The 24,869-nt window shown below is 71.9% G+C and carries 20 protein-coding genes; 14 read left to right on the forward strand and 6 right to left on the reverse strand.

Translation table 11 applies throughout. The annotated features are described in order from the left end of the window. The first annotated feature begins 72 nt into the window (after positions 1-72). Positions 73-1,122 carry a bile acid:sodium symporter family protein gene (locus tag ACZ7L4_RS09750; protein WP_472101195.1) on the forward strand — a complete coding sequence of 350 codons (1,050 nt, stop codon included), beginning with the start codon at positions 73-75 and terminating at the stop codon, positions 1,120-1,122. On the opposite strand, the gene ACZ7L4_RS09755 is transcribed toward ACZ7L4_RS09750, so the two are convergent. The 3 genes from ACZ7L4_RS09755 to ACZ7L4_RS09765 form a co-directional block, all read right to left on the reverse strand. After that, positions 1,052-2,278, reverse strand: coding sequence for a DUF4185 domain-containing protein (locus tag ACZ7L4_RS09755; RefSeq protein WP_472101196.1), 1,227 nt, complete (start codon positions 2,276-2,278; stop codon positions 1,052-1,054). The two genes, ACZ7L4_RS09750 and ACZ7L4_RS09755, sit on opposite strands and share 71 nt — an antisense overlap. 347 nt (positions 2,279-2,625) lie before the next feature. Continuing rightward, a complete protein-coding gene (locus ACZ7L4_RS09760; protein WP_472101197.1) occupies positions 2,626-4,182 on the reverse strand; it encodes an APC family permease in 1,557 nt (518 codons plus the stop codon). Between the two features lie 33 nt (positions 4,183-4,215). Then, positions 4,216-5,697, reverse strand: coding sequence for an aminotransferase class I/II-fold pyridoxal phosphate-dependent enzyme (locus ACZ7L4_RS09765; RefSeq protein WP_472101198.1), 1,482 nt, complete (start codon positions 5,695-5,697; stop codon positions 4,216-4,218). A gap of 84 nt (positions 5,698-5,781) precedes the next feature. On the opposite strand from ACZ7L4_RS09765, the gene ACZ7L4_RS09770 reads away from it, so the two are divergent. After that, a complete protein-coding gene (locus ACZ7L4_RS09770) occupies positions 5,782-6,702 on the forward strand; it encodes a LysR family transcriptional regulator (protein WP_450815722.1) in 921 nt (306 codons plus the stop codon). A gap of 2 nt (positions 6,703-6,704) precedes the next feature. Here ACZ7L4_RS09770 and ACZ7L4_RS09775 read toward each other — a convergent pair whose 3' ends face one another. Together ACZ7L4_RS09775 and ACZ7L4_RS09780 are read right to left on the reverse strand one after the other, a co-directional pair. Then, positions 6,705-8,537 carry an exo-alpha-sialidase gene (locus ACZ7L4_RS09775; protein ID WP_472101199.1) on the reverse strand — a complete coding sequence of 611 codons (1,833 nt, stop codon included), beginning with the start codon at positions 8,535-8,537 and terminating at the stop codon, positions 6,705-6,707. 121 nt (positions 8,538-8,658) lie between these two features. Further along, positions 8,659-9,582: a quinone oxidoreductase family protein gene (locus ACZ7L4_RS09780; RefSeq protein ID WP_472101200.1), complete on the reverse strand. Its 924-nt coding sequence runs from the start codon at positions 9,580-9,582 to the stop codon at positions 8,659-8,661. A 118-nt stretch (positions 9,583-9,700) separates the two neighbouring features. Between ACZ7L4_RS09780 and ACZ7L4_RS09785 the strand changes: the two genes are divergently transcribed. After that, complete coding sequence (locus ACZ7L4_RS09785) at positions 9,701-10,162, forward strand: MarR family winged helix-turn-helix transcriptional regulator (protein ID WP_472101201.1); 462 nt, start codon at positions 9,701-9,703, stop codon at positions 10,160-10,162. Between the two features lie 15 nt (positions 10,163-10,177). On the opposite strand, the gene fdhD is transcribed toward ACZ7L4_RS09785, so the two are convergent. Further along, on the reverse strand, positions 10,178-11,026 hold the full coding sequence (gene fdhD, locus ACZ7L4_RS09790; protein WP_472101202.1) for a formate dehydrogenase accessory sulfurtransferase FdhD: 849 nt from the start codon (positions 11,024-11,026) through the stop codon (positions 10,178-10,180). Positions 11,027-11,275: 249 nt separating this feature from the next. Here fdhD and ACZ7L4_RS09795 point away from each other — a divergent pair, with 249 nt between their 5' ends. The 11 genes from ACZ7L4_RS09795 (at position 11,276) to ACZ7L4_RS09845 (ending at position 24,858) form a co-directional block, all read left to right on the forward strand. Next, positions 11,276-12,637: an OFA family MFS transporter gene (locus tag ACZ7L4_RS09795; protein WP_472101203.1), complete on the forward strand. Its 1,362-nt coding sequence runs from the start codon at positions 11,276-11,278 to the stop codon at positions 12,635-12,637. Beyond that, on the forward strand, positions 12,594-12,740 hold the full coding sequence (locus ACZ7L4_RS09800) for an MFS transporter small subunit (protein WP_385758558.1): 147 nt from the start codon (positions 12,594-12,596) through the stop codon (positions 12,738-12,740). Before ACZ7L4_RS09795 ends, ACZ7L4_RS09800 begins: the two co-directional genes overlap by 44 nt. Positions 12,741-12,872: 132 nt before the next feature. Beyond that, positions 12,873-13,820 carry a beta-ketoacyl-ACP synthase III gene (locus ACZ7L4_RS09805; protein ID WP_472101204.1) on the forward strand — a complete coding sequence of 316 codons (948 nt, stop codon included), beginning with the start codon at positions 12,873-12,875 and terminating at the stop codon, positions 13,818-13,820. 150 nt (positions 13,821-13,970) lie between these two features. Continuing rightward, on the forward strand, positions 13,971-14,648 hold the full coding sequence (locus tag ACZ7L4_RS09810) for a GntR family transcriptional regulator (RefSeq protein WP_399232644.1): 678 nt from the start codon (positions 13,971-13,973) through the stop codon (positions 14,646-14,648). Positions 14,649-14,893: 245 nt separating this feature from the next. Further along, positions 14,894-16,075 carry an ROK family transcriptional regulator gene (locus tag ACZ7L4_RS09815; RefSeq protein WP_472101205.1) on the forward strand — a complete coding sequence of 394 codons (1,182 nt, stop codon included), beginning with the start codon at positions 14,894-14,896 and terminating at the stop codon, positions 16,073-16,075. A gap of 141 nt (positions 16,076-16,216) precedes the next feature. Then, positions 16,217-17,701 (forward strand): sugar ABC transporter ATP-binding protein, encoded by a 1,485-nt coding sequence (locus ACZ7L4_RS09820; protein ID WP_472101984.1) that lies wholly within the window; start codon positions 16,217-16,219, stop codon positions 17,699-17,701. Positions 17,702-17,865: 164 nt separating this feature from the next. After that, a complete protein-coding gene (locus ACZ7L4_RS09825; RefSeq protein WP_450815767.1) occupies positions 17,866-18,798 on the forward strand; it encodes an ABC transporter permease in 933 nt (310 codons plus the stop codon). Between the two features lie 20 nt (positions 18,799-18,818). Next, positions 18,819-19,868 carry a substrate-binding domain-containing protein gene (locus tag ACZ7L4_RS09830; RefSeq protein WP_472101206.1) on the forward strand — a complete coding sequence of 350 codons (1,050 nt, stop codon included), beginning with the start codon at positions 18,819-18,821 and terminating at the stop codon, positions 19,866-19,868. Between the two features lie 55 nt (positions 19,869-19,923). Further along, positions 19,924-21,129 carry a Gfo/Idh/MocA family protein gene (locus tag ACZ7L4_RS09835; RefSeq protein WP_472101207.1) on the forward strand — a complete coding sequence of 402 codons (1,206 nt, stop codon included), beginning with the start codon at positions 19,924-19,926 and terminating at the stop codon, positions 21,127-21,129. A gap of 27 nt (positions 21,130-21,156) precedes the next feature. Then, complete coding sequence (locus ACZ7L4_RS09840; protein ID WP_472101208.1) at positions 21,157-22,155, forward strand: sugar phosphate isomerase/epimerase family protein; 999 nt, start codon at positions 21,157-21,159, stop codon at positions 22,153-22,155. 255 nt (positions 22,156-22,410) lie between these two features. Further along, positions 22,411-24,858, forward strand: a complete 2,448-nt coding sequence (locus ACZ7L4_RS09845) for a PQQ-dependent sugar dehydrogenase (RefSeq protein ID WP_472101209.1) — start codon at positions 22,411-22,413, stop codon at positions 24,856-24,858. The last annotated feature ends 11 nt before the right edge of the window (positions 24,859-24,869 follow it).

Here is a 24,869-nt window from a genome sequence, read left to right on the forward strand (position 1 = left end):
TGCAGGATTCCCGATCACGACCTTGAGGAGGACGATGGAGAGGGCACGACACGTACCGAGAGCAAGGAACCAATGAAACGCCTGACCTGGCCGAGCTGGATGCCGATCGACCCGTACATCCTGGCGTTGATCGCGACAGTGGGCCTCGCCGCACTGCTCCCGGCCCGAGGGGCCGCCGCCGATGTCGCGTCCGGCGCCTCGACCGCGGCCGTCGCCTTCCTCTTCTTCCTCTACGGGGCGCGCCTTTCGACCCGTGAGGCGATGGACGGGCTGCGCCACTGGCGGCTCCACGTGACCGTCCTCGCCTGTACGTTCGTCGTGTTCCCGCTGCTGGGCCTCGCGGCCCGCGGCCTGGTGCCGGTCCTGCTCCCGCAGAACCTCTTCGAGGGCCTCCTCTTCCTCACGCTGGTCCCCTCCACCATCCAGTCGTCGATCGCGTTCACCTCGATCGCGCGCGGCAACGTCCCGGCGGCGATCTGCGCGGGCTCCTTCTCCTCGCTCGCCGGCATCGTGCTCACGCCGCTGCTCGCGGCGGCGCTGCTCGGCAACAGCGGCGGCGGCTTCTCCGCCGACTCGCTCGTGAAGATCGTGCTGCAGCTCCTGGTGCCGTTCCTCGCGGGCCAGTTGCTGCGCCGGTGGGTCGGCGGCTTCATCGCCCGGCACAAGAAGATCCTCGGCTACGTCGACCGCGGGTCGATCCTGCTCGTCGTCTACACCGCGTTCAGCGAGGGCATGGTCCAGGGCATCTGGCACCAGGTCAGCGCGGTCCGGCTCGCCGGGCTCCTGGCCGTCGAGGCGGTGCTGCTCGCGATCATGCTGGCGGTGACCTGGTACGGGGCGAAGGCGCTCGGCTTCAACCGAGCCGACCGCGTCGCCATCCAGTTCGCGGGCTCGAAGAAGTCCCTCGCCTCGGGTCTCCCCATGGCGAGCGTGTTGTTCGGCGCGCACGCCTCGCTGGCGGTGCTGCCGCTGATGCTCTTCCACCAGATGCAGTTGATGGTGTGCGCGGTCATCGCCAAGCGCCGCTCCCGGGATCCCGAGGAGCCGGAGTTCAGCGAGCCGCTGGAGGCCCCAGCCGAAGAGACACGAACCGCGGTCGGTACAGCGACACGTTCCGGCTGAGCTCCGCCTGCGCGGCGGCGGGCGCGGCGTCCAGCCAGTTCACGTCATAGCTCAGGACGAGCTTCCCGCCGCCGGACAGTGCCGGGTGCGCCTGCGGGTTGTACGCGGCGGCCCGCGACGGCGACGCCGCGTCGCGGGGGAGCGGAGGCGTGAAGGCCTTAGCCGGGCCGTGCCAGGGGCCCGTCGGCGAACAGGCCCAGTACGAGGTGACCTTCGTCAGCCCCGCCGCGCCCGCCGCCGTGGTGAGCAGGACGTACGTGCCGCCGTCCCGCACCACCGTGAAGGCGGTGCCCACGCCGCGGCGCCCGTCGCCGCCCAGGACCGGCGCGGCGTGCGTGCCCCACCGATTCCCGTCCCAGTACCGCCACGCCCGTACGTCACCGAGCCGGCCGGCCGGGACCCGCGCCACGTAGGCGCGATGCGTCGCCCGCTGCCCGTCGTCGGCGCCGAACACATAGGTCCAGCCCTGGTGGTCCACCGCGGTCGTCCCGTAGAGCACGCGCCGCGCCGGATCCTCCACCTGCCGCTGGTCGAGGACCTGCGTGATGCCTTCGAGCCGCAGGTCGGGCAGCGACAGGGTGGCGACCTCGGTCGCGTTCGGCACCCCGAAGACGTACGGACCCGTGCCCTGGGCCCGCGTCCACAGCAGCACCCGTACGACCTGCTTGCCGCCGCTCTCCTCGACGCGCGCGGCGACCGGCCAGCGCCATTCGCCCGCGGCGGTGTCCGGGAACAGGGGAGCGGTGAGCGTGCGGTCGAGGGCGCCGGAACGGTCGGTCACCACGGCGGAGTTGCGGACGAAGGGCGCGTCCGCGGTGCGCCAGGGGTGGGGCTGCCCGGCCGGATTCGGGGGCTGGTTCACGGCGCCGAGGAACGTGTCGGAGAACAGCCACAGCACCCGCCCGTCCGGCAGCCGCACGGAGTGCGTCCCGTCGCCGCCGGTCCAGTCGTCGGTGCGCGCGGCGTCGTCGCCGTACCGGGCGAACGCGCCGGTGAGCCGATTCTCCGCGGCCCACGAGGTGACCTCGCGCGGCCCACAACGCGCGTCGCCCTCCCGGCCGGGGAGGGCGACGAGCGTGATGAGTACGAGGAGGAGAGCGGCAAGCAGCACGAACAGCGTCCGCCGCACCACCACCCGCTCCCGCCGATTCCGCACGCGAGGCGACGTTAGTGGGCGGGGCGCAGTTGGTCCACGGGGCGGATGCCTCCCGATCATTGGAGCCCCTGCGGCGATTGAGCAGCGGGGCCCGGGGCAGAGCCCCGCGGCGTCGGCCACGGCTCCCGGGGCTGGCCCCTGCCGACGGCGCTGCCCGCGCCGGGGGCCGCCTTGCCCACCCTGCCGCCCCAGGCGGCAGATTGCCCAAGGCGGTGGCGGCCCATCGCCCGGGCGCGAGCCGGTTCGGCGGCAGATCGACCCTCGCGGGGTGCGCTCCCCCGCGAGGCCGACGCCCCCGGAGGGGGCGGGGGGTGGGAGATGGGTGGGGGACGGCTATTGCCCTAGGCTCAGTCGGCTCCATCAAGCCTCGACGGCGGGTGCGCAAAATCAAGCCCCTCCGGCGATTGAGGAGCGGGGTCCGGGGCGGAGCCCCGTGGCGTGGGCAGCGGCTGGGTGAAACGGGGCGTGCCGGCCAGGCGGGAATGATGCCGCCCATACCGGAGATACAGAACCGCCGCCCCCGCCAACCACACCGCGAACAACACATACGTCGACACATGCAGCCCGTACAACAGATACGCACACGCCGCCAGACTCAACACCGGCGTCACCGGATACCCCGGCACCCGAAACCCCCTCGGCAGCGCCGGCTGCGTGCGCCGCAGCACCATCACCCCCACCGACACCACGGCGAACGCCACAAGCGTTCCCATACTGGTCAGATCGGCGAGCACGTCGAGCGGCACGAACGCGGCGAGCAAAGTGATACCCGCACACACCACGACCGTGTTCCGCACGGGCGTCCTCGTCCGCGCCGACACCTTCGCGAACAACGGCGGCAGCAACCCGTCACGCCCCATCGAGTACAGGATGCGGGTCTGCCCGTAGATGGACACGAGCGTGACGCTGAAGATGGAGACCACCGCACCGCCCGCGAACACCAGCGCCGGCCAGTGCTCCCCGGTGACGTGCTCCAGGATCTGCGCGAGCCCCGCCTCCTGCCCGCTGAACGAGGTCCACGACTGCGCACCGAGCGCGGTCACCGCGACCGCCAGGTACAGCGCGGTGACCACGCCGAGCGAGAGCAGCAGCGCCAGCGGCACCGTGCGCCGCGGATCGCGCACCTCCTCGCCCGCCGTGGAGATCGCGTCGAGCCCGATGAACGAGAAGAAGATCCCGGACGCCGCCGTGCCGACCCCGGCGATCCCCAGCGGCAGGAACGGATGCAGCCGGTCCGCCTCGAACCCGGTCAGCGCCACCCCCACGAACAGCAGCAGGACGAGCACCTTCACGGCCACCATCACCGCGTTCACGACCGCCGACTCGCGCGCCCCGCGCACCAGGAGCAGACAGCACAGGCCGACCAGGACCACGGCCGGCAGATTGATCAGGCCACCGCTGCCGGGCGCCGCCGACAGGGCGCTCGGCAGCCGCACGCCGAACAGCAGGTCCGTGAACAGGTTCAGGTACTCGCCCCAGCTGACGGCGGTCGCCGAGGCCGCGACCCCGTACTCCAGGAGCAGACACGCGCCGACCGCGAAGGCGACGCCCTCGCCGAGCGTCGCGTACGCGTAGGAGTACGAGGACCCGGAGACCGGGATCGCGGACGCCAACTCGCAGTAGCACAGCGCCGTCAGGCCCGCGGCAATCGCGACGACCACGAACGAGAGCAGCACGGCCGGCCCTGCCTGCGGCACCGAGGTGGTGAGCACGAAGAAGATGCCGGTGCCTACGGTGCAGCTGATGCCGAGCGCGGCCAACTGCCACAGGCCGATGGAGCGTTGGAGCTGGGCGCCGCCCTCGGCGGGATCGGTGCCGCCGCTCTCGCCGCTCTCGGCAAGCAGGTCCGCCACCGGCTTCTTGCGAAGGGCAACGGTGAGCAGAGGTGGTCGGTCCGGTTCCACGGGCACATCCTTGGGCTCGGTGGGAGGGGTGGGTCAGTCGGTGACGCGGAGGGTGGTCACGGCCGGGTCGGGAGCCCCGCGCACATGGCCGCCGGGGGCCCGCGCCGTCTCCTGGAAGAAGGCGACGTGCTCGGCGGTGAGCACCTCGCCGGGCAGCACGTTCGGGATGCCCGGCGGGTACGCGGCCAGGGTGTCGGCCGAGACCCGGCCGACCGCTTCGGCGGCGGGCACGAGCCGGCTCGGGCCAAGGAACGCCTCGCGCACGGTGGTGCGGACGGGGCCGGGGGACGGCAGTCGTAGAGCAGTCAACTCGCGGGCGGGGCCCGCGATTTCAGGAAGCGCGTGCAGCGCGTCCACGAAGCGTTCCGCGTCCGGCGCGCTGCCCGCGCCGACGACCGCGACGATCGCGGAGGCGGTGGCGACCTCGACGTGGACGCGGTGCTCGCGCAGCAGCCTGCGGCGCGCCTCGTGCCCCGGAACGCCGCCCGCGCGGGTGCCGATGGCGATCCGCAGCGGGTCCACGCCGACGACATCGGGGAAGGCCCCGGTGAACGCGTCGCTGACCACGGGGAAGCGGCCCTCCGCCCGGATCCGGTCACGGATCTTGTCGGCGCACTCCACGGACTCCAGGACCCGCCCCGGCTCGGCGGCGAGGGACTGCCGGGCGAGGTCGAGCGACGCGAGCAGCAGCGCGGAGGCGCTGGTGGACTGCGTCAGGTGGAACACCCGCTGCACCAGCGGCTCCAGCGTGGCGCGGAACGGCCCGTCGCCCAGGTGCAGCATCGCCGCCTGCGTCAGGCTGCCCGCCAGTTTGTGCGTGCTGGAGACGACGAGGTCGGCGCCGAGCGACAGGGCGTTCGCCGGTACGGCGGGGTGGAAGCCGAAGTGGCTGCCCCACGCCTCGTCGACGATCAGCGGCACCCCGGCGGCGTGCGCCACGTCCGCGAGCGCCCGCACATCGGCGACGGCGCCGAAGTAGCTGGGCGTCACCACGTACGCGGCGGCCGCGCCCGGCGCCTCGGCGAGCGCCCGCTCCAGGTCGGCCGCCGTCACCCCGTGCGCGATGCCCAGTCCGTGGTCCACCGACGGCTGCACGAAGTGCGCCCGCATCCCCGACAGGACGAGGGAGTCGACGACGCTGGAGTGGACACTGCGCTGCACCACCAGCGTCTCGCCGAGGGAGCGCGCCACGAGCCCCGCGATCCGGTTGCCCTGCGAGGCGCCGTTGGTCAGGAACCAGGTCCGCGCGGCGCCCCAGGCGTCGGCGGCCAGGGCGAGCGCCTCGTCCATGGGCGTCGGCGCGGGCCCGAGGTCGAGCCCTTCGAGCAGCGGCGGGAAGTCCATCCGCAGCACGTCCGCGCCGAAGGTCTCCGCGAGCCGGGGGAAGCGCTCCGGCTGTGCGGAGTGGCCCGGCACGTTCAGCCGCAGCCAGTCGTCCGCCGCGCTCGCGCGGACGGCGGCGGCGTAGGGCGCCCGGCCGTGGTCTTCGGGGTCGTAAGCCAGTTCTCGTGTCACGCCGCAGACCCTGGCAGCCGGGAACGATCAAGAGAACAGAAGAATTTCTTGTAAGGGGGCAGATTTCATCAATAACCTGTGGCGGTGTTGGATCTTCGTCACCTTTACGTCCTGCGTGCGATCGCCCAAGAAGGATCGCTCGCCGGTGCCGCGCGCTCGCTGCACTACAGCCAGCCCACCGTCACCCACCATCTGGCCACGCTGGAGGGGCACTTCGGGGCCCGGCTCGTCGAGCGCGGGCCGCGCGGCGCCACGCTCACCGAGGTCGGCCGCACCCTGCTGCCGCACGCGGACGCGGTGGTGCGGCGGCTCGGCAGGGCCGAGGACGAGGTGCGGACGCTGCTCGGCGGCTCCGAGACGGTGCTGCGGGTCGGCGCGTTCCCGACCGCGAGCGCGCTGCTGCTGCCCCGCGCGGTCCGCCAGATCGCCGAGCAGGGTGTCACCTTCGACCTGACGGAGGGGGAACTCCCGGCGCTGCTCGACCTGTTGCGCCACGACGAGCTGCACGTCGCCCTCGTCTTCACCCAGCCCGACGACCCGCTCACCCTCGACGACGGCATCACGCTGCAGCCCGTCCTCGACGACCCGCTCGACCTCGTGCTGCCCCCTGACCACCCCTGCGCGCGGCTCGACCGGGTGCCGCTCGGGGCGCTGCGCGAGGAGCCGTGGATCGTCGGCACCACCGCCTGGGACCCCTGCGACCGCCAGCTCGACCGGGCCTGCGGGGAGGCGGGCTACCGACCGCTGACCGCGCTGCGCTCCGACGACTACGGCGTCATCCAGGGCCACGTCGCCGCGGGCGCGGGCGTCGCCCTCGTGCCCCGGCTCGCCCTGAACTCGCCGCGCGCCGACATCGTCGTACGCCCCGTCGACGGCGCGCGCCTGGCCCGCCGCATCTCCGCCGCGACCGTCGGCCCGCCCCGCAGGCGGGGTGCGCACGACCTGGTGGCGGCCGTGCGCACCCAGGCCGACCGGATCGCGGCGGACTGGCGGGAGGCGGCCTGAGGTCAGCCGCCCCGCACCCGGTCGAGCGGCAGCCACAGCACGTCCTCGCCGCCCGAGGTGACGCGGACGTCGGTGAGGGCGCCCGTGAAGTACGCCCGGCTGTCCATGCGCTGCCCGATGTGCACGCCGAACGGCGCGTTCCGGCTCACGGATCCGGGCGCGTCGGCGGCGGTACCGACCTCCTCGCCGTCGACGGAGAGGGTCAACCGGCCATCCCCTCGCCGGAGTTGGAGCCGGTGCCAGTTCCCGTCGTTGTACGCGGAGGCCGACCGCACCGTCACCGTTCCGGGGGCCGCGGCCCCGTCCCGTACGGTGATCAGCCCGGTGATGCGGTTCGACGCGGGTTCGGCGCGCAGCGTCACCTGCGGCTGCGAGGCCCCCGTGCCGCCGAGGGAGAGCAGCGGCTGCTCACCGCTCGTAGCGCTGTAGCGGAACCAAAGGGAGGCGGTGAACTCCCTTGTGCCGAGCCGCAGTCGGTCGCCGTACGGCAGGCGCACGGCGTCGTCCGTGCCGTCGAAGGAGAGTGCCCCGCCGCTCGGTCCGTCCGTTTCGGCGGGCCCGCCGAGCACGGCCGCGTCGCGGGCGCCCGGGACCCGGTCCTGCGTCGTCGGGTCGGGGCCGCGCCGGTCCTTCAGCCAGTCGAGGGTGAACCGGGCGAAGCGGATCTCGTCGCGGGCGTCCACGGCCCCGCCCTCGTACAGCAGCCCCACGTGCCCGCGATCGGCCTGCACCAGGTCCGAGTAGCCCGACCAGTCCGTGGTCACGACGGTGCCCCGGTCGTAGCTCTCCCAGGTGCGCCCGCCGTCGTACGAGGAGCGGATCATCATGGTCCGTCGCCGGTCGGGGTCGCCGGGGCAGGCGAGCAGCAGCCGGTCGCCGCCCTTGCCGACGGGCAGGGTCGACCCCTGGACCTGCGGCGCGTAGAGGTCCGGGAGCGCGGTGAAGGGACGGTCGAAGTGGTCTCCGCCGTCCCGACTGACGGTCTGGGTGCGGTGCCCGAGGTCGGCGCCGTCCTGCTCGCGCCCGCTGATGTGGATCGTGCCGTCGGGCAGCTCCGCGAGCGCCATCTCGGAGGGCTTCTGCCGGAACGTGCCGTCCTCGGCGATCGGCCAGGAGTCCTTCGCGCCGACGCGCCAGTGGTCGCCGCCGTCGTCGCTGACCATGAGGGCGGCGTGGTTCGCGGTGATCCGGCTGCCGTTCCACGTCTCGGCGTTGACGGCGAACACAAGGCGGCCGCGATGCCGCCCCCGCGTCAGCTGGATGCCGTGCGAGGGGCCCGTCGCGTACCAGGAGTTGAAGTCGTCGGGCAGCAGCTCGTCGCTCAGGTCGCGCGGCCGCGACCAGGTGCGGCCGTCGTCGTCGCTGTGCTGCATGTGCGGAGTGCGGTCGCACGGTATGTCGCAGTTCTTGCCGTCCGTGCGGCCCGTGTTGTACGTCTCCGCCAGCAGGATGCGGCCCGTCCTGCGGTCCACGACGGGCGAGGGGTTGCCGTGGGTGTCACCCGCGCCCTCGTTGACGACCTGGAGCGGCGACCAGGTGCGCCCGCCGTCCTCGGACCGCTTGACGACGATGTCTATGTCGCCCGCGTCGGAACAGTCGTTCCTGCGCCCCTCGGCGAAGGCGAGGAGCGTGCCGCGCACCGTCCGCACGACGGACGGGATCCGGTAGCAGGCGTACCCGGGGTCCTGTGACGCCTTGAACAACACCCGCTGCTCAAAAGGGGGTTGAGGCTTCGACGCGGCCTGCGCGGAGGCCGGCACGGGAAGCGCGGCGGCGACCGCGATCGCGGCCACCACCAGGGATCTCGGACCGGTACGGACGGATCTTCTGTGCATGGCGCGGCCCACCCTTCGGGTCGTCCGGCTGCCCGGACATCCGACGTCCTACGTCCAATGTGTGCGCCACAGACGCTACGCGGGCCTCCCGGCGCCTCACAAGAAGCGCGCCGACCGCGCGTCAGGGCACGAGCACGACCTTCCCGGTGTTGACTCGCGCCTCGATCGCGGCATGCGCCGCCGACGCGTCCTCCAGGGCGAACACCCCGTGGACCATCGGCTTCAGAGCGCCCGTCAGAAACAGCTCCCACAGCTCGGTGCGCCACCGCTCGTACGTCCGCGGCTGCCCGCGCGCGATCAGCCCCATCTGGAAACCGATCACCGATTTCGCGCCCACGAGCAGGTCGTACGCCTCCACGGTGCCGCCGCCCGAGCTGTACGCCACGACCCGGCCGTGCGGGGCGAGCGCGGCGACGGCGGGCTTGAGCAGCGCGCCGCCGACCGCGTCGAGCACGTAGTCGACGGGCTCGCCCCAGGACCCGGCGTCGTAGGTCACCACCTCGTCGGCCCCGAGCGCGCGCACGAAGTCGGCCTTGCCCGCGTCGGAGACCGCGGCCGTCGTCCGCCGCGCGCCCCTCAAGCCGGCCAATTGCAGGGCCAGATGGCCCACCCCGCTCGCCGCCGCGGTCACCAGGGCGGCCTCGCCCGGCTCGGGCCGCGCGGCGTGCAGCGCCCCGTACGCGACGAGCCCGCTGCGCACCAGTGCCACCGCGTCGACCGCGCTCGCCCCGGCCGGCACCGGGGAGGCCATCGCGGTGTGCAGCAGCGCGCAGTCGGCGTAGCCGTGGCCGAAGACCAGGCCGGTGACCCGGTCCCCGACGGCGTACCCCGTCACGCCCGCGCCGAGCGCGAGCACCTCGCCCGCGATCTCGCCCCCGAGCGCGATCGGCTCGCGCGCCTCGCGGACCTTGCGGACGACGGGCAGCGTGACCCCCACCGCCTCGGCGCGCACGAGGAGCTCCCCGGGCCCCGGCTCGGGAACGGGAACCTCCTCCAGGAACAGGACCTCGGGCCCGCCGCTGTGCTCGTACCGGACACGACGCATGGACGTGACCCCCTCCGTGTGCGGTCGTCTGGCTGGTCGTTGGGGCTCCCAACGACCAGGGCCGGACGGTACTCGGATTTCATTGGGAGGTCCAACGTTTATTCGGTACGGTGGCCGCATGAGCGCACCGAGCATGCCGCCCACCGCCCCCGGCGTCATCCGTGATCTGCCGAGCTGGCTGCTGGGGCGGGCCGCGGCGCGCGGGCGCGCGCTCGTCGCCGACGCGCTCGCCGAGCAGGGGCTGCGGATGTGGCACCACGTGGTGCTCAGTGCCGTGTCGGACTGGGGGCCCGTCGCGCAGGCCGATCTCGTGCGCGGCGTCGGGCTGGACCCCAAGGACATGGTCGGTGTGCTCAACGACCTGGAGGCCGCGGGCCTCGTCGAGCGCACGCCCGACCCCAGGGACCGGCGCAAGAACGCGGTCACGGTCACGGCGGAGGGTGACCGCTTGGTCGACACCTGCGCGGCGGCGGCGCGCGCCGCGAACGACGAGCTTCTCGCGCCGCTGTCGGCGGAGGAGCGCGAGCGGTTCATGGAGATGCTGCGGCGGGTGGCCGGGATTCCCGCCGCCGGGAGCTGACGGCGCGGGGCCCGGTCAGCCCTTCGCGACCGGGGCCTCCAGGGCGATCCGGGCCTCGCCCGCGTACACGTTCATGGAGTTGCCCCGCAGGAAGCCGACCAGGGTCAGGCCCGTCTCGGCCGCGAGGTCCACCGCGAGGGAGGAGGGCGCCGAGACCGCCGCGAGTGCGGGGATGCCCGCCATCACGGCCTTCTGCGCCAGCTCGAACGAGGCGCGGCCCGAGACCATCAGGATCGAGCGGGACAGCGGCAGCTCCCCGTTCTGCAGGGCGCGGCCGACCAGCTTGTCGACCGCGTTGTGCCGCCCCACGTCCTCCCGGATGTCGACGAGCTTGCCCTCTTCGTCGAAGAGCGCCGCCGCGTGCAGGCCCCCGGTCCGGTCGAAGACGCGCTGGGCCTCGCGCAGCCGGTCGGGGAGCGAGGCGAGCAGCTCGGGCGTCAGCCGGACCGGGGGAGTGTCGGAGATCGGGAAGCGGGCCGTGGTGCGCACCGCGTCGAGGCTCGCCTTGCCGCACAGGCCGCAGGACGAGGTCGTGTAGACGTTGCGCTCCAGGGTGATGTCGGGCAGTTCGACGCCGGGTGTGGTGCGGACGTCGACCACGTTGTAGGTGTTGCTGCCGTCCTCCGTGGCGCCCGCGCAGTACACGATGTTCTGCAGGTCGTCGCCCGTGGCCAGGACGCCCTCGCTGACCAGGAAGCCGGCCGCGAGCGGGAAGTCGTCGCCGGGGGTGCGCATGGTGATGGCGAGCGGCTTGCCGTTCAGCCGGATCTCCAGCGGTTCCTCGGCGACGAGGGTGTCGGGCCGCGTGGAGACCTGGCCGTCCCTTATCCGGAGCACCTTGCGTCGTTCCGTGACTCGTCCCATGTCCCGATACGTCCTCATCGCTGCTGGTGGTGGTGGCCGGTGTGCGCGGATTCCCATTGTCCTGCACGGGAGCGGCCGGTCGCGGCCGACCTCCGAGCCGCTACCGGCATGCCCCACTCGACATGCCACCGGTCGGCCTGCCGCCACTCGACGGGATATTGCCTACAGTATGGAAGTCGCCGGGTTCGTCGACAAGGGCTGCGCAAAGGGGGTTCCCAACTCCCTCGCGACTGCCTACCGTTCGGGATCATGAAGCCCCCCGTCGCACCGGCCGGCTGGAGCCGCTGGCTCGTACCCCCGGCCGCGCTCGCCGTCCATCTCTCCATCGGCCAGGCCTACGCCTGGAGCGTCTTCAAGCCGCCCCTGGAGTCGGCGCTGGGGCTGAGCGGCACGCAGAGCGCGCTGCCGTTCCAGCTCGGCATCGTGATGCTCGGCCTGTCGGCCGCCTTCGGCGGCACGCTCGTCGAGCGCAACGGGCCGCGCTGGGCCATGACCGTCGCGCTGATCTGCTTCTCCTCCGGCTTCCTGCTCTCCTCGCTGGGTGCGGCCACCGAGCAGTACTGGCTGATCGTGTTCGGCTACGGCTTCGTCGGCGGCATCGGCCTGGGCATCGGCTACATCTCTCCCGTCTCCACGCTGATCAAGTGGTTCCCCGACCGGCCCGGCATGGCCACCGGCATCGCGATCATGGGCTTCGGCGGCGGCGCGCTCATCGCCTCCCCGTGGAGCGCCCAGATGCTGGAGTCCTTCGGCGCGGACAGCGGCGGCATCGCGCTCGCGTTCCTGGTGCACGGGCTCGCGTACGCGGTGTTCATGACGCTCGGCGTGCTCCTGATCCGGGTCCCGGGACCGCGGACGCGGCAGACGCAGCAGGGCGAGAGCGCCCCGGAGGCGGCCCTCACGGGCCCCCAGGTCTCCGCGAAGCAGGCGATCCGCACCCCCCAGTTCTGGTGCCTGTGGATCGTCCTGACCATGAACGTGACCGCGGGCATCGGCATCCTGGAGAAGGCCGCGCCGATGATCACGGACTTCTTCGCCGACACCAGCACCCCGGTGTCCGTGTCGGCGGCCGCGGGCTTCGTGGCGCTGCTCTCCGCCGCGAACATGGCGGGCCGCATCGGCTGGTCCTCGACCTCCGACCTGATCGGCCGCAAGAACATCTACCGCGTCTACCTCGGCGTGGGCGCCCTGATGTACCTGTTCATCGTCCTGTGGGGCGACTCCTCGAAGCCCCTCTTCGTGCTGTGCGCCCTGGTGATCCTCTCCTTCTACGGGGGCGGCTTCGCGACCATCCCCGCGTACCTGAAGGACCTCTTCGGCACCTACGAGGTCGGCGCCATCCACGGCCGGCTGCTCACCGCCTGGTCCACCGCGGGCGTCCTCGGCCCGCTCATCGTCAACTGGGTCGCCGACAGCCAGGAGAGCGCGGGCAAGCACGGCGCCAATCTGTACGGCCTCTCGCTCATGATCATGATCGGGCTGCTCGTCATCGGCTTCGTCGCCAATGAACTGGTACGTCCCGTGCACGCCCGCCACCACGTAGTCCCCGCCCCCAGGGAGTCCGCAGATGACATCGACACCGCCGCCGCAGACCGCAAGGAGCGCGCCTGAGCGGCGCGGCCTGATCGCCTTCTCCTGGCTGTGGGTCGGGCTGCCGCTCGCCTACGGGGTGTACGAACTGGTGCAAAAAGCCACACAGCTGTTCACCGGGTGATTGTCCGTAACCGGCCTGGCGGCTCCATCAGAAGTCTCCAAGTGAAACGGCACTTTCCTGTCACTGGCCGCCACCCGTTACTCGTGAGTCGCTGACCAGACTGGAGGATCCGCAGCTCACGAGGGGGCCTCCATGGTCGGTTCGCGCATTGTCGGCATCGGGCACCACCAGCCCGCCAGGATCCTCACCAACGAGGAACTGGCCGGCATGGTGGACACCAATGACGAGTGGATCCGCAGTCGCGTCGGCATCCGCACGCGGCACATCGCGGGCCCCGACGAGCCCGTCGACGAGCTCGCCGCGCACGCCGCCGCCAAGGCCCTGGCCGCCGCGGGCCTTGCCGCGGCCGACATCGACCTGGTCGTCGTCGCGACGTCCACGGCCGTGGACCGCTCCCCGAACATGGCGGCCCGCGTCGCCCACCGGCTCGGCGTCCCGTCCCCGGCCGCGCTCGACCTGAACGTCGTGTGCGCGGGCTTCACGCACGCCCTCGCCACCGCCGACCACACGCTGCGCGCCGGGGCCGCGACGCGCGCCCTGGTCATCGGCGCCGACAAGATGTCCGCCGTCACCGACTGGACCGACCGCTCGACGTGCGTGCTGGTCGGGGACGGGGCGGGCGCCGTCGTCGTCGAGCCGTGCGCCGAGGGCGAGGAACCGGGGATCGGCCCGGTCCTGTGGGGCTCGGTGCCCGGGATGGGTGACGCCGTGCGCATCGAGGGCGAGCCCGCCCGCTTCGCCCAGGAGGGTCAGTCCGTCTACCGCTGGGCCACCCGCTCGCTGCCGCCGCTGGCCCGCCAGGCCTGCGAGAAGGCGGGACTCGACCCGGCCGACCTCGCCGCGGTCGTCCTCCACCAGGCCAACCTGCGCATCATCGAACCCCTCGCGGAGAAGATCGGCGCCGTGAACGCCGTGATCGCCCGGGACGTCGTCGACTCCGGCAACACCTCCGCCGCGAGCGTGCCGATCGCCCTGTCGAAGCTGGTCGAGCGCGGCGAACTGGTCAGCGGCGCGCCCGCGTTGCTCTTCGGCTTCGGCGGCAACCTCTCGTACGCGGGCCAGGTCGTGCGCTGCCCGTGACCAGGTCGCGTACCTCCGGCATACAGAATGTGACGAGGTCAACTCGCTCTAGCCGTGGCGATTGCGCTCGGTAAACTGTATTCCAAAGCCAATCCGGCAATCCGTCGGAGCCGGCCTGCCGGATGCTCGAAGCCCAGGAGGGGGACCGCGATGTTGTCCACAGGACTGCCGCAGGGGGCGGTGCCCAAGCTCGAGCGCCCAGGACCGCTGCGCGAGCGGGTCTACGAGGCGCTGCTCGAACTGATTACGACGCGCGCCCTGCGGCCCGGCCAGCACCTGGTCGAGAGCGAGCTCGCCGGCCACCTCGGGGTCTCCCGCCAGCCGGTGCGCGAGGCGCTGCAGCGGCTGAACACCGAGGGCTGGGTGGATCTGCGCCCCGCACAGGGTGCCTTCGTGCACGAGCCGACCGAGGAGGAGGCCGACCAACTCCTCAGCGTCCGTACGCTGTTGGAGGCCGAGGCGGCCCGGCTCGCGGCGGCCAACGCGGGCAAGACCGGCATCGCCGAGCTGGAGGCGCTGTGCGCCAAGGGCGAGCAGGCCGTCGCCGACGGGGACGTGGACCTGGTCGTCGCCACGAACGCGGAGTTCCACGCCAAGGTCATGGAACTCGCGGGCAACGTGGTGCTGGGGGAACTCGCGGGCCAGGTCGACCGGCGCGTGCGCTGGTACTACCAGCCCGTCGCCCGGCAGCGCGGCGAGCAGTCCTGGATCGAGCACCGGCAGCTGATCGCGGCGATCTCCGCGCGCGACGAGGCGAAGGCCACGGCGGTGATGCGGACGCACACCGAGCACACCCGCGAGACCTACCACCACCGCGAGCGCGACTGACGCCGCTCCCCGGCGTGCCCCGGTTCGTCGCAGCGTGATGAGGCGCGTGCGGTACCGGAACCGTGATCGTCCGGCAGCGTCCCGCTCCGCCTTTGTCCTGTGACGGGAGAAAGTTGGGAGCAATTCACGCGCGACTTCTTCCCGTGCCGGGTGGGCGCTGCTACGTTCCCCGACGAAAGACGGCACGAGCGCACGGCACCACCACCCATGAGGCCCGGAGCGGCGGGGAGGGGCACGTGAGACGCATGACGGCTCGACCGGCCAACGGGCACCAGGCGCGGCTGCTGCGGCTGCTGCGCGACGAAGGGCCCAACTCCCGCGCCCAGCTGGGCGATCAGGTGGAACTGTCGCGCTCGCGGCTGGCCGTGGAGGTGGACCGGCTCCTGGACACCGGGCTCGTGGTCGCCGACGGACTCGCCGCCTCGCGCGGCGGCCGCCGCTCCCACAACGTCCGGCTCGCCCCCTCGCTCCGCTTCCTCGGCGTGGACATCGGCGCGACCTCGGTCGACGTCGCGGTCACCAACGCCGAGCTGGAGATCCTCGGTCACATCGCCCAGCCCATGGACGTCCGCGAGGGGCCGGTCGCGATCTTCGAGCAAGTCCTCGCCATGGCGGCCAAGTTGAAGGCCTCCGGGCTCGCCGAGGGCTTCGACGGCGCGGGCATCGGCGTGCCGGGGCCCGTGCGGTTCCCCGAAGGTGTCCCGGTCGCGCCGCCGATCATGCCCGGCTGGGACGGCTTCCCGGTCCGCGAGGCGCTCAGCCAGGAACTGGGCTGCCCCGTCATGGTCGACAACGACGTGAACCTGATGGCGATGGGGGAGCAGCACGCGGGCGTCGCCCGGCAGGCGAGCGACTTCCTCTGCGTCAAGATCGGCACCGGTATCGGCTGCGGCATCGTCGTCGGCGGCGAGGTCCACCGCGGCACCACCGGCTCTGCGGGCGACATCGGGCACATCCGCGTCGAGCAGGACGGCCGGCAGTGCGCCTGCGGCAACAAGGGCTGCCTGGAAGCCCACTTCAGCGGCGCCGCGCTCGCACGGGACGCGGAGGCCGCCGCCCGCGACGGCAGCTCCGCGGAACTCGCCGCCCGCCTGGAGAGCGCCGGCCGGCTCACCGCCGCCGACGTCGCGGCGGCCGCCGCGGCCGGTGACACCACATGCCTGGACCTGATCCGTGAGGGCGGCAACCGCACCGGGCAGGTCATCGCGTCCCTCGTCAGCTTCTTCAACCCGGGACTCGTCGTCATCGGCGGCGGTGTCACCGGGCTCGGTCACACCTTGCTGGCCGCCCTGCGCACCCAGGTCTACCGCCAGTCGCTCCCCCTGGCGACCGGCAACCTCCCCATCGTTCTCGGGGAGTTGGGGCCCACCGCCGGAGTGACCGGCGGCGCCCGACTGATCAGCGATCACCTGTTCTCACCCGCGTAAGCCCAGCCGCTCCACGCGCACCTCGCACGACGCACACCTTGTACGGCGCTCTGCCCCGCTCTGCCCTGAAACCGGTCCGCACCTGCCCCGAGGGGAACCGTCATGGGACCCGATACGGCCACCGCCCCACCGCTGCTCACCATGTCCGGCATCACCAAGTCGTTCCCCGGCGTGCGCGCCCTGGACGGCGTCGACCTGGAGGTCCAGGCCGGGGAGGTGCACTGTCTCCTCGGCCAGAACGGGGCCGGGAAGTCCACCCTGATCAAGGTCCTCGCCGGGGCGCACCAGCCCGACGACGGCGTCATCACCTGGCGCGGCGAACACGTCGCGCTGCGCTCGCCGATCGCCGCGATGCGCCTCGGCGTCGCCACCATCTACCAGGAACTCGACCTGGTGGAGGCCCTGTCCGTGGCCGAGAACGTGTTCCTCGGGCACGAGCCGACCGCCGGCGGATTCGTCGTCCGCGGACGCGCCGCCCGCACCGAGACGGCCGCGCTGCTGCGGCGGCTCGGCCACCCCGAGATCGACCCCGAGCGTCTCGTCGGCGACCTGTCCGCCGCCCACCAGCAGATCGTCTCCATGGCCCGCGCGCTCTCCCACGACGTACGCCTCATGGTCATGGACGAGCCGTCCGCCGCGCTCGACCCCGACGAGGTCGAGAACCTCTTCCGGATCGTCGGCGACCTGACCGCCCAGGGCGTCGCCGTCGTCTACATCTCCCACCGCCTGGAGGAGATCCGCCGCATCGGCGACCGGGTCACCGTCCTCAAGGACGGCCGCGCGGTGGCCGTGGGACTGCCCGCCGAGTCCACCCCGACCCGCGACATCATCTCCCTGATGACGGGCCGCAACGTCGAGTACGTCTTCCCGGACCGGCCCAACACCGGGCCCCGCACGGAGCCGCTCCTGAGGGTCCAAGGCCTCACCCGCGAGGGGGAGTTCGAACCGCTCGACCTTGACATCCGGCCCGGCGAGATCGTCGGCCTCGCCGGACTCGTCGGCTCGGGGCGCTCCGAGATCCTGGAGACCATCTACGGCGCCCGAAAACCGACGGCCGGTCAGATCCACCTGGACGGAAAGCCGTTGCGCACCGGCAGCGTCCGCGCCGCCGTCCGCGCGGGGCTCGGGCTCGCCCCCGAGGAGCGCAAGGCGCAGGCCCTGCTGATGCTCGAATCCGTCACCCGCAACGTCTCCGTCTCCTCCATGTCCCGCTTCTCGTACGGAGGTTGGCTCGATCGCGGCCGGGAGCGCGAGGCCGCCCGCGGCGCCACCCGCGAACTGTCCCTGAGCCCCGACGACCCCTCCGTGGCCGTGCGCACGCTCTCCGGCGGCAACCAGCAGAAGGCCGTGCTCGCCCGCTGGCTGCTGCGCGGCTGCCGGGTGCTGCTGCTCGACGAGCCGACCCGCGGCGTCGACGTCGGCGCCCGCGCCGAGCTGTACGCCGTGATCCGCCGCCTCGCCGACGAGGGACTCGCCGTCCTCCTCGTCTCCAGCGAGGTCCCCGAGGTGCTCGGCCTCGCCGACCGGGTCCTGGTCCTCAGGGAGGGCCGGGTGATCCACGAGTCACCGGCGACCGACCTGGACGAGCACGGGGTCCTCGACCTGGTGCTTGAGGGCTCGCGATGAGGGGCGACGCGGCGAGGAACCGCGATCAGGACAACGAAGGCACCCGACCGAGCCCACACCACCCGCCCCCGAAGGGACCTGGCGTCATGACGCACCCCGCACCCGCCGCCAGTCCGGCGGCCCCCGAGGCCGCCCCGGCCAAGAGCCACCCCCGCGTCGCCCGGATGGACGTCCGCACGCTCTCGCTCCTCGGCGTCCTCGCCGCCCTGGTCGTGATCGGCGGCATCACACAGCCGGACTCCTTCCTGGACACGGACAACCTCCAGCTCGTCCTCACCCAGGCCTCTGTCATCGGCGTCGTCACCGTCGGCATGACCTTCGTGATCATCTCCGGCGGCATCGACCTCTCCGTCGGCGCGATCGTCGCCCTCGCCGGCGTCTGGGCCACCACCGTCGCCACCCAGGAGTACGGCTTCGCCGGCGTCCTGTTCACGGCGATCCTCGTCGGCGTCGGCTGCGGCCTCGTCAACGGCGTACTGATCGCGTACGGCGGCATGGTCCCGTTCATCGCCACGCTCGCCATGCTCGCCTCGGGCCGCGGCCTCGCCCTGCAGATCACCGACGGCAAGACCCAGATGGTCACCGTGCCCGGCGTGCTGAAGCTCGGCGAGCGCGACTCGTACGTCCTCGGGATCCCGCCCCTGGTGCTCGTGTTCGTCGCGGTCACCGTCATCGGCTGGCTGGTCCTGAACCGCACCACCTTCGGCCGCCGCACCGTCGCCGTCGGCGGCAACGCGGAGGCGGCCCGCCTCGCCGGCATCGACGTGCGCCGCCAGCGCCTCTATCTGTATCTGCTCTCCGGCCTGTGCTGCGGCATCGCGGCCTTCCTGCTGATCGTGCTCTCCGGCTCGGGCCAGAACACCAACGGCAACCTCTACGAACTCGACGCCATCGCCGCCGCGATCATCGGCGGCACCCTGCTCACCGGCGGGCGCGGCACCATCGTCGGCTCCGTCCTCGGCGTCCTGATCTTCATCACGATCCAGAACATCTTCGCGCTGAACAACCTGCAGAGCGACGTCCAGCAGATCGCCAAGGGCGCCATCATCGTCGTGGCGGTCCTGGTGCAGCGGCGCACGGCCAGCACATCCCACTGAAACGCGGAAAGGGACACGCCATGCCAGAGACAACGAGCCGCCGAGGACTGATCTTCGGCGCGGCCGCGGCCGTCACCGCGGGCGGACTGCTCACCGCCTGCACCAGCAACGAGCCGAGCGACAAGAGCGACGACAAGAAGGCGGCCGACCAGCCGGTCGCCGACGAGAAGAAGGGCAAGCAGGTCACCATCGGCTTCGCGGGCCCGCAGGCCGACCACGGCTGGCTCAACGCCATCAACGACAACGCCAAGGAACGCGCCAAGAAGTACGCGGACGTCACCCTGGAGACCACCGAGGGCTCCAATGACACCGCCGCGCAGATCGGCCAGGTCGAGACCCTCATCAACAAGAAGGTCGACGTCCTCGTCGTGCTGCCCGCCGACGGCAAGGCGCTGACCCAGGTGGGCCTCAAGGCGATGCGCGCCGGCATCCCCGTCGTGAACCTCGACCGCATCTTCAACACCCCGCAGGCGTACCGCTGCTGGATCGGCGGCGACAACTACGGCATGGGCCTGAGCGCCGGGCACTACATCGGCGAGCAGCTCAAGGACAAGAAGAACGCGAAGGTCGTCGAGCTCGCCGGGCTCGACAACCTCGAACTCACCAAACAGCGCAGCGAGGGCTTCGACGCCGCCCTGAAGAACTACCCCAACATCAAGAAGGTGGCCCGGCAGGCCGCCGAGTTCACCGTCGAGTCCGGGCAGGCCAAGATGGCCCAGCTCCTGCAGGCGCAGAAGGACTTCGACGCCCTGTGGAACCACGACGACGACCAGGGTGTCGGCGCCCTGCGCGCCATCAAGCAGGCAGGGCGGGACGACTTCCTGATGGTCGGCGGCGCGGGCGCGCTCTCCGCCTTCGAGGAGATCAAGCAGGACCGGGGCGTGCTGAAGGCCACCGTCCTGTACCCGCCGACCATGGCCGCCTCCGCGATCGACCTGGCCCGCGCGCTGGGCCAGGGCCGGGGCATCAGCGGCATGGCCGAGTTCGAGATCCCCGCGCACGTGACCCTGTACTCGGCCGTCGTCGACAAGAAGAACGTCGACCAGTACATGCCCACCGGCTTCAAGTGAGCCCCGCCCGTACGGCGTATCCCCCCAGCACCGCGCGGACGAGGAGGACTTCTGCATGGCAGGCAGCAACGGACACGACGGGGCGAGGCCCGTCCTGGGCGTCGGCATGGTCGGCTACGCGTTCATGGGCGCCGCCCACTCGCAGGGGTGGCGCACCGTGGGCCGCGTCTTCGACCTGCCGCTCACGCCCGCGCTCGCCGCGATCTGCGGCCGTGACAGCTCGGGGGTGCGGGCCGCGGCCGACCGGCTCGGGTGGGCCGCGGCCGAGACCGACTGGCGGGCGCTGATCGCGCGGGACGACGTCGACCTGGTCGACATCTGCACCCCCGGCGACAGCCACGCCGAGATCGCCGTCGCCGCCCTGGAGGCCGGCAAGCACGTGCTGTGCGAGAAGCCGCTCGCCAACTCGGTGGGGGAGGCGGAGGCGATGGCCGAGGCCGCCGAACGGGCGGCCTCGCGCGGCCAGTTGGCGATGGTCGGCTTCAACTACCGCCGCGTCCCGGCCCTCGCGCTGGCCCGCCGCATGGTCGCCGAGGGGCGCATCGGCACCTTGCGCCATGTCCGCGCGCACTACCTCCAGGACTGGCTCGTCGATCCCGCCTTCCCGCTCACCTGGCGGATGCAGAAGCCGCACGCGGGCTCCGGCGCTCTCGGCGACCTCGGCGCGCACGCGGTGGACCTCGCCCAGTACCTCGCGGGCGAACCCGTGACCGGGGTCTCGGCGCTCACCGAGACCTTCGTGCGCGAACGCCCGCTCCTGGACGGGGCGTCCTCCGGCCTGTCGGCGGCCGGGGGCGGCGACGCCGGCACCGGGCCGGTCACGGTCGACGACGCGGCCCTGTTCACCGGCCGGTTCGCCTCCGGCGCCCTCGCCTCCTTCGAGGCCACCCGGTTCGCGACGGGCCGCAAGAACGCGCTCACGATCGAACTCAACGGCTCCCAGGGCTCGTTGGCCTTCGACCTGGAGCGCCTCAACGAACTGTCCTTCCACGACCACACCGAACCCGCCGAGCAGGCCGGCTTCCGGCGGATCCTCGCCACCGAGCCGGGCCACCCCTATCTGGAGGCCTGGTGGCCGCCCGGGCACGGCCTCGGTTACGAGCACACGTTCACCCACCAGGCCCGCGACCTCGTCACCGCCATCGCCGAGGGAGCACAGCCCCGGCCCTCGTTCGCCGACGGGCTCCAGGTGCAGCGCGTCCTCGCGGCGGTCGAGGAGAGCGCCGCCAAGAACTCCGTGTACACCCCTGTCCCCGCCTGAGAGCCCCCGACCCGAGAGGAGCCATCCATGCCCCGCCCGTTCACCCTCTTCACCGGTCAGTGGGCCGACCTGCCGCTCGAGGACGTGTGCCGCATCGCCCGCGACGCCGGGTACGACGGCCTCGAACTCGCCTGCTGGGGCGACCACTTCGAGGTCGACAAGGCCCTCGACGACCCCGGCTACGTCAAGGGACGTCACGCCCTGCTCGACAAGTACGGCCTCAAGTGCTGGGCCATCTCCAACCACCTGGTCGGCCAGGCCGTCTGCGACGCCATCATCGACGAACGCCACGAGGCGATCCTGCCCTCCCGCATCTGGGGGCACGGCGAGGCCGAGGGGGTCCGGCAGCGGGCCGCCGCCGAGATCAAGGACACCGCCCGCGCGGCCGCCCTCTTCGGCGTCGACACCGTCATCGGCTTCACAGGATCGGCCATCTGGCACCTCGTCGCCATGTTCCCGCCCGCGCCCGAGTCGATGATCGAGCGCGGCTACGAGGACTTCGCCGAGCGCTGGAACCCGATCCTCGACGTGTTCGACGCCGAGGGCGTCCGCTTCGCCCACGAGGTCCACCCCAGCGAGATCGCGTACGACTACTGGACCACGCACAAGGCGCTCGAGGCGCTCGACCACCGCCCGGCCTTCGGCCTGAACTTCGACCCCTCGCACTTCGTGTGGCAGGACCTCGACCCGGTCGGCTTCCTGTGGGACTTCAAGGACCGCATCCTGCACGTCGACTGCAAGGAGGCCCGCAAGCGTCTCGACGGCCGCAACGGCCGCCTCGGCTCCCACCTCCCCTGGGGAGACCCCCGCCGCGGCTGGGACTTCGTGTCCGCCGGGCACGGGGACGTCCCCTGGGAGGACGTGTTCCGCATGCTCCGCTCCATCGACTACTCCGGGCCCATCTCCGTGGAGTGGGAGGACGCGGGCATGGACCGCCTCCAGGGCGCCCCCGAGGCCCTGACCCGCCTGAAGGCGTTCGACTACGAACCGCCGACGGCGTCCTTCGACGCGGCGTTCAACAGCTGACGCGGGGGCCACGGCCGCGCGACCGGAACCGGTGGCCGCGCGGTCGGTCGGCCATGCCCGAATACGGCTTTGTCCTGAAGTAGGAAAAAGCTCAACTCTTCTGCGTACAAGGTCTGTTCGAACGGGACAAACGCAGCTAGCGTCCTCCCCCGAACGACCGCACGGCTCACACATGGCACTCACGGCACAGATCCTTCCGGGGCGACGGCGCGCCCCGGCGCATCGCACGACCCGCCCCTCTGTCCGGAGGAACCCGTGCACAGGAAACGCCTGAGAACCCGCAACGCACTCGCCCTGCTCACCGGCACCCTGCTCGCCGCCGCCTCGCTCACCTTCTCGGCGGCCGCTGCCCCCGCGCCCGTGGCCGGCACGGCCGCGGCCGAGGACTTCCAGCAGGTCACGCTCGCCAAGGGCGCGGAGGAGGTCGGCGAGCCGATGTCGCTGGCCGTGCTGCCGGACCGCAAGGTCCTGCACACCTCTCGCGACGGCGTGCTGCGCCTGACCGACGAGAACGGCACCACCAAGGTCGCCGGCAAGCTCGACGTCTACACCCACGACGAAGAGGGCCTCCAGGGCGTCGGCGTCGACCCGAACTTCAGCGAGAACCGCGCGATCTACCTCTACTACGCGCCCCCGCTGAACACCCCGGCGGGCGACGCCCCCAACGACGGCACGGCCGCCGACTTCGCCCCCTTCGACGGCTACAACCGGCTCTCCCGCTTCACGCTCAACGCCGACGGCACGCTCGACAAGGCCTCCGAGAAGAAGGTCCTCGACGTCCAGACCTCGCGCGGCATCTGCTGCCACGTCGGCGGCGACATCGACTTCGACAAGGACGGCAACCTGTACCTGTCGACGGGCGACGACTCCAACCCCTTCGCCTCCGACGGCTACACACCCATCGACGAGCGCTCCACCCGCAACCCGGCCTACGACGCCCAGCGTTCCTCCGGGAACACCAACGACCTCCGCGGCAAGATCCTGCGCGTCAAGGTCGCGGACGACGGCTCGTACACCATCCCGGACGGCAACCTGTTCGCCCCCGGCACCGACAAGACGCGCCCCGAGATCTACGCGATGGGCTTCCGCAATCCGTTCCGGATGAGCGTCGACAAGCCCACCGGCATCGTCTACGTCGGCGACTACGGGCCCGACGCGGGCACCGCCGACGCCAAGCGGGGCCCGGCAGGACAGGTCGAGTTCGCCCGCGTCACGAAGGCCGGGAACTTCGGCTGGCCGTACTGCACCGGCGACAACGACGCCTACGTCGACTACGACTTCGCGACCGGTGCCTCCGGCTCGAACTTCGACTGCGCGGCACCGAAGAACACCTCGCCGCACAACACAGGACTCACCGACCTGCCGCCCGCGCAGGCCGCGTGGATCCCCTACGACGGCGGCTCCGTCCCGGAGTTCGGCTCCGGCTCCGAGTCCCCGATGGGCGGCCCCGTCTACCGCTACGACGCCGCCAACACCTCCCCGGTGAAGTTCCCCGAGGCGTACGACGGCGACTTCTTCGCCGGCGAGTTCGGCCGCCAGTGGATCAAGCGGATCGAGCAGGACGGCGACGGCAAGGTCACCTCGATCAACCCGTTCCCCTGGACCGGCACCCAGGTGATGGACATGGCCTTCGGCCCCGACGGCGCCCTGTACGTCCTCGACTACGGCCTCTCCTGGTTCGGCGGCGACGAGAACTCCGCCCTGTACCGCATCGAGAACGCCACCGACGGACACTCGCCGACCATCGACGCCAAGGCCGACAGGACCTCCGGCCAGGCGCCCCTGAAGACGCAGTTCACCTCCACCGCATCGGACGCCGACGGTGACGCGCTCACGTACTCCTGGAACTTCGGCGACGGCACCACCGGCACCGGCGCCTCGCCCAGCCACACGTACAAGAAGAACGGCACCTACACCGCGACCGTCACCGCCAAGGACTCCACGGGCCGCACCGGCAGCGCCGACGTGCACCTCGTCGTCGGCAACACCGCGCCCAAGGTGACCCTGGAACTGCCCGCCGACGGCCAGCTGTTCACGTTCGGCGACAAGGTCCCCTTCAAGGTGAAGGTCACCGACCCGGAGGACGGGGCCATCGACTGCTCCAAGGTCAAGGTCACCCACATCCTCGGCCACGACAGCCACGGCCACCCGATCACCTCGGCCACGGGCTGCTCCGGCACCATCCAGACCAGCGCCGACAGCGAGCACGACCCGAACGCCAACGTCTTCGGTGTCTTCGACGCCGAGTACACCGACAAGGGCGCGAACGGCCAGCCGGCGCTGACCACGCACGACCAGCACGTCACCCAGCAGAAGCACCGCCAGGCCGAGCACTACGGCGACTCGAAGGGTGTCTCGGTCGTCAGCCACGACGCGGCCAACGGCGGCAAGGCCGTCGGCACCATCGAGAACGGCGACTGGATCTCCTTCAAGCCCTACGCCATCGGCAACGCCAAGTCCCTGAAGGCGCGCGTCGCCTCCGCGGGCCCCGGCGGCACCCTGGAGATCCGCACCGGCTCGGCCACCGGCCGGCTCGTCGGCAGCGCCAAGGTCGCGCCCACCGGCTCCTGGGAGACGTACGCCGACGTCACCACCGCCATCAGCAAGCAGACCACCAAGAGCACCACGCTCTACCTGGTCTTCAAGGGCAAGGGCGGCAACAACCTGTTCGAGATCGACGACTTCACCTTCACCACGAGCTGAGAGGAGCAGGA

The sequence above is a fragment of the Streptomyces sp. NPDC107575 genome, from assembly GCF_055657265.1.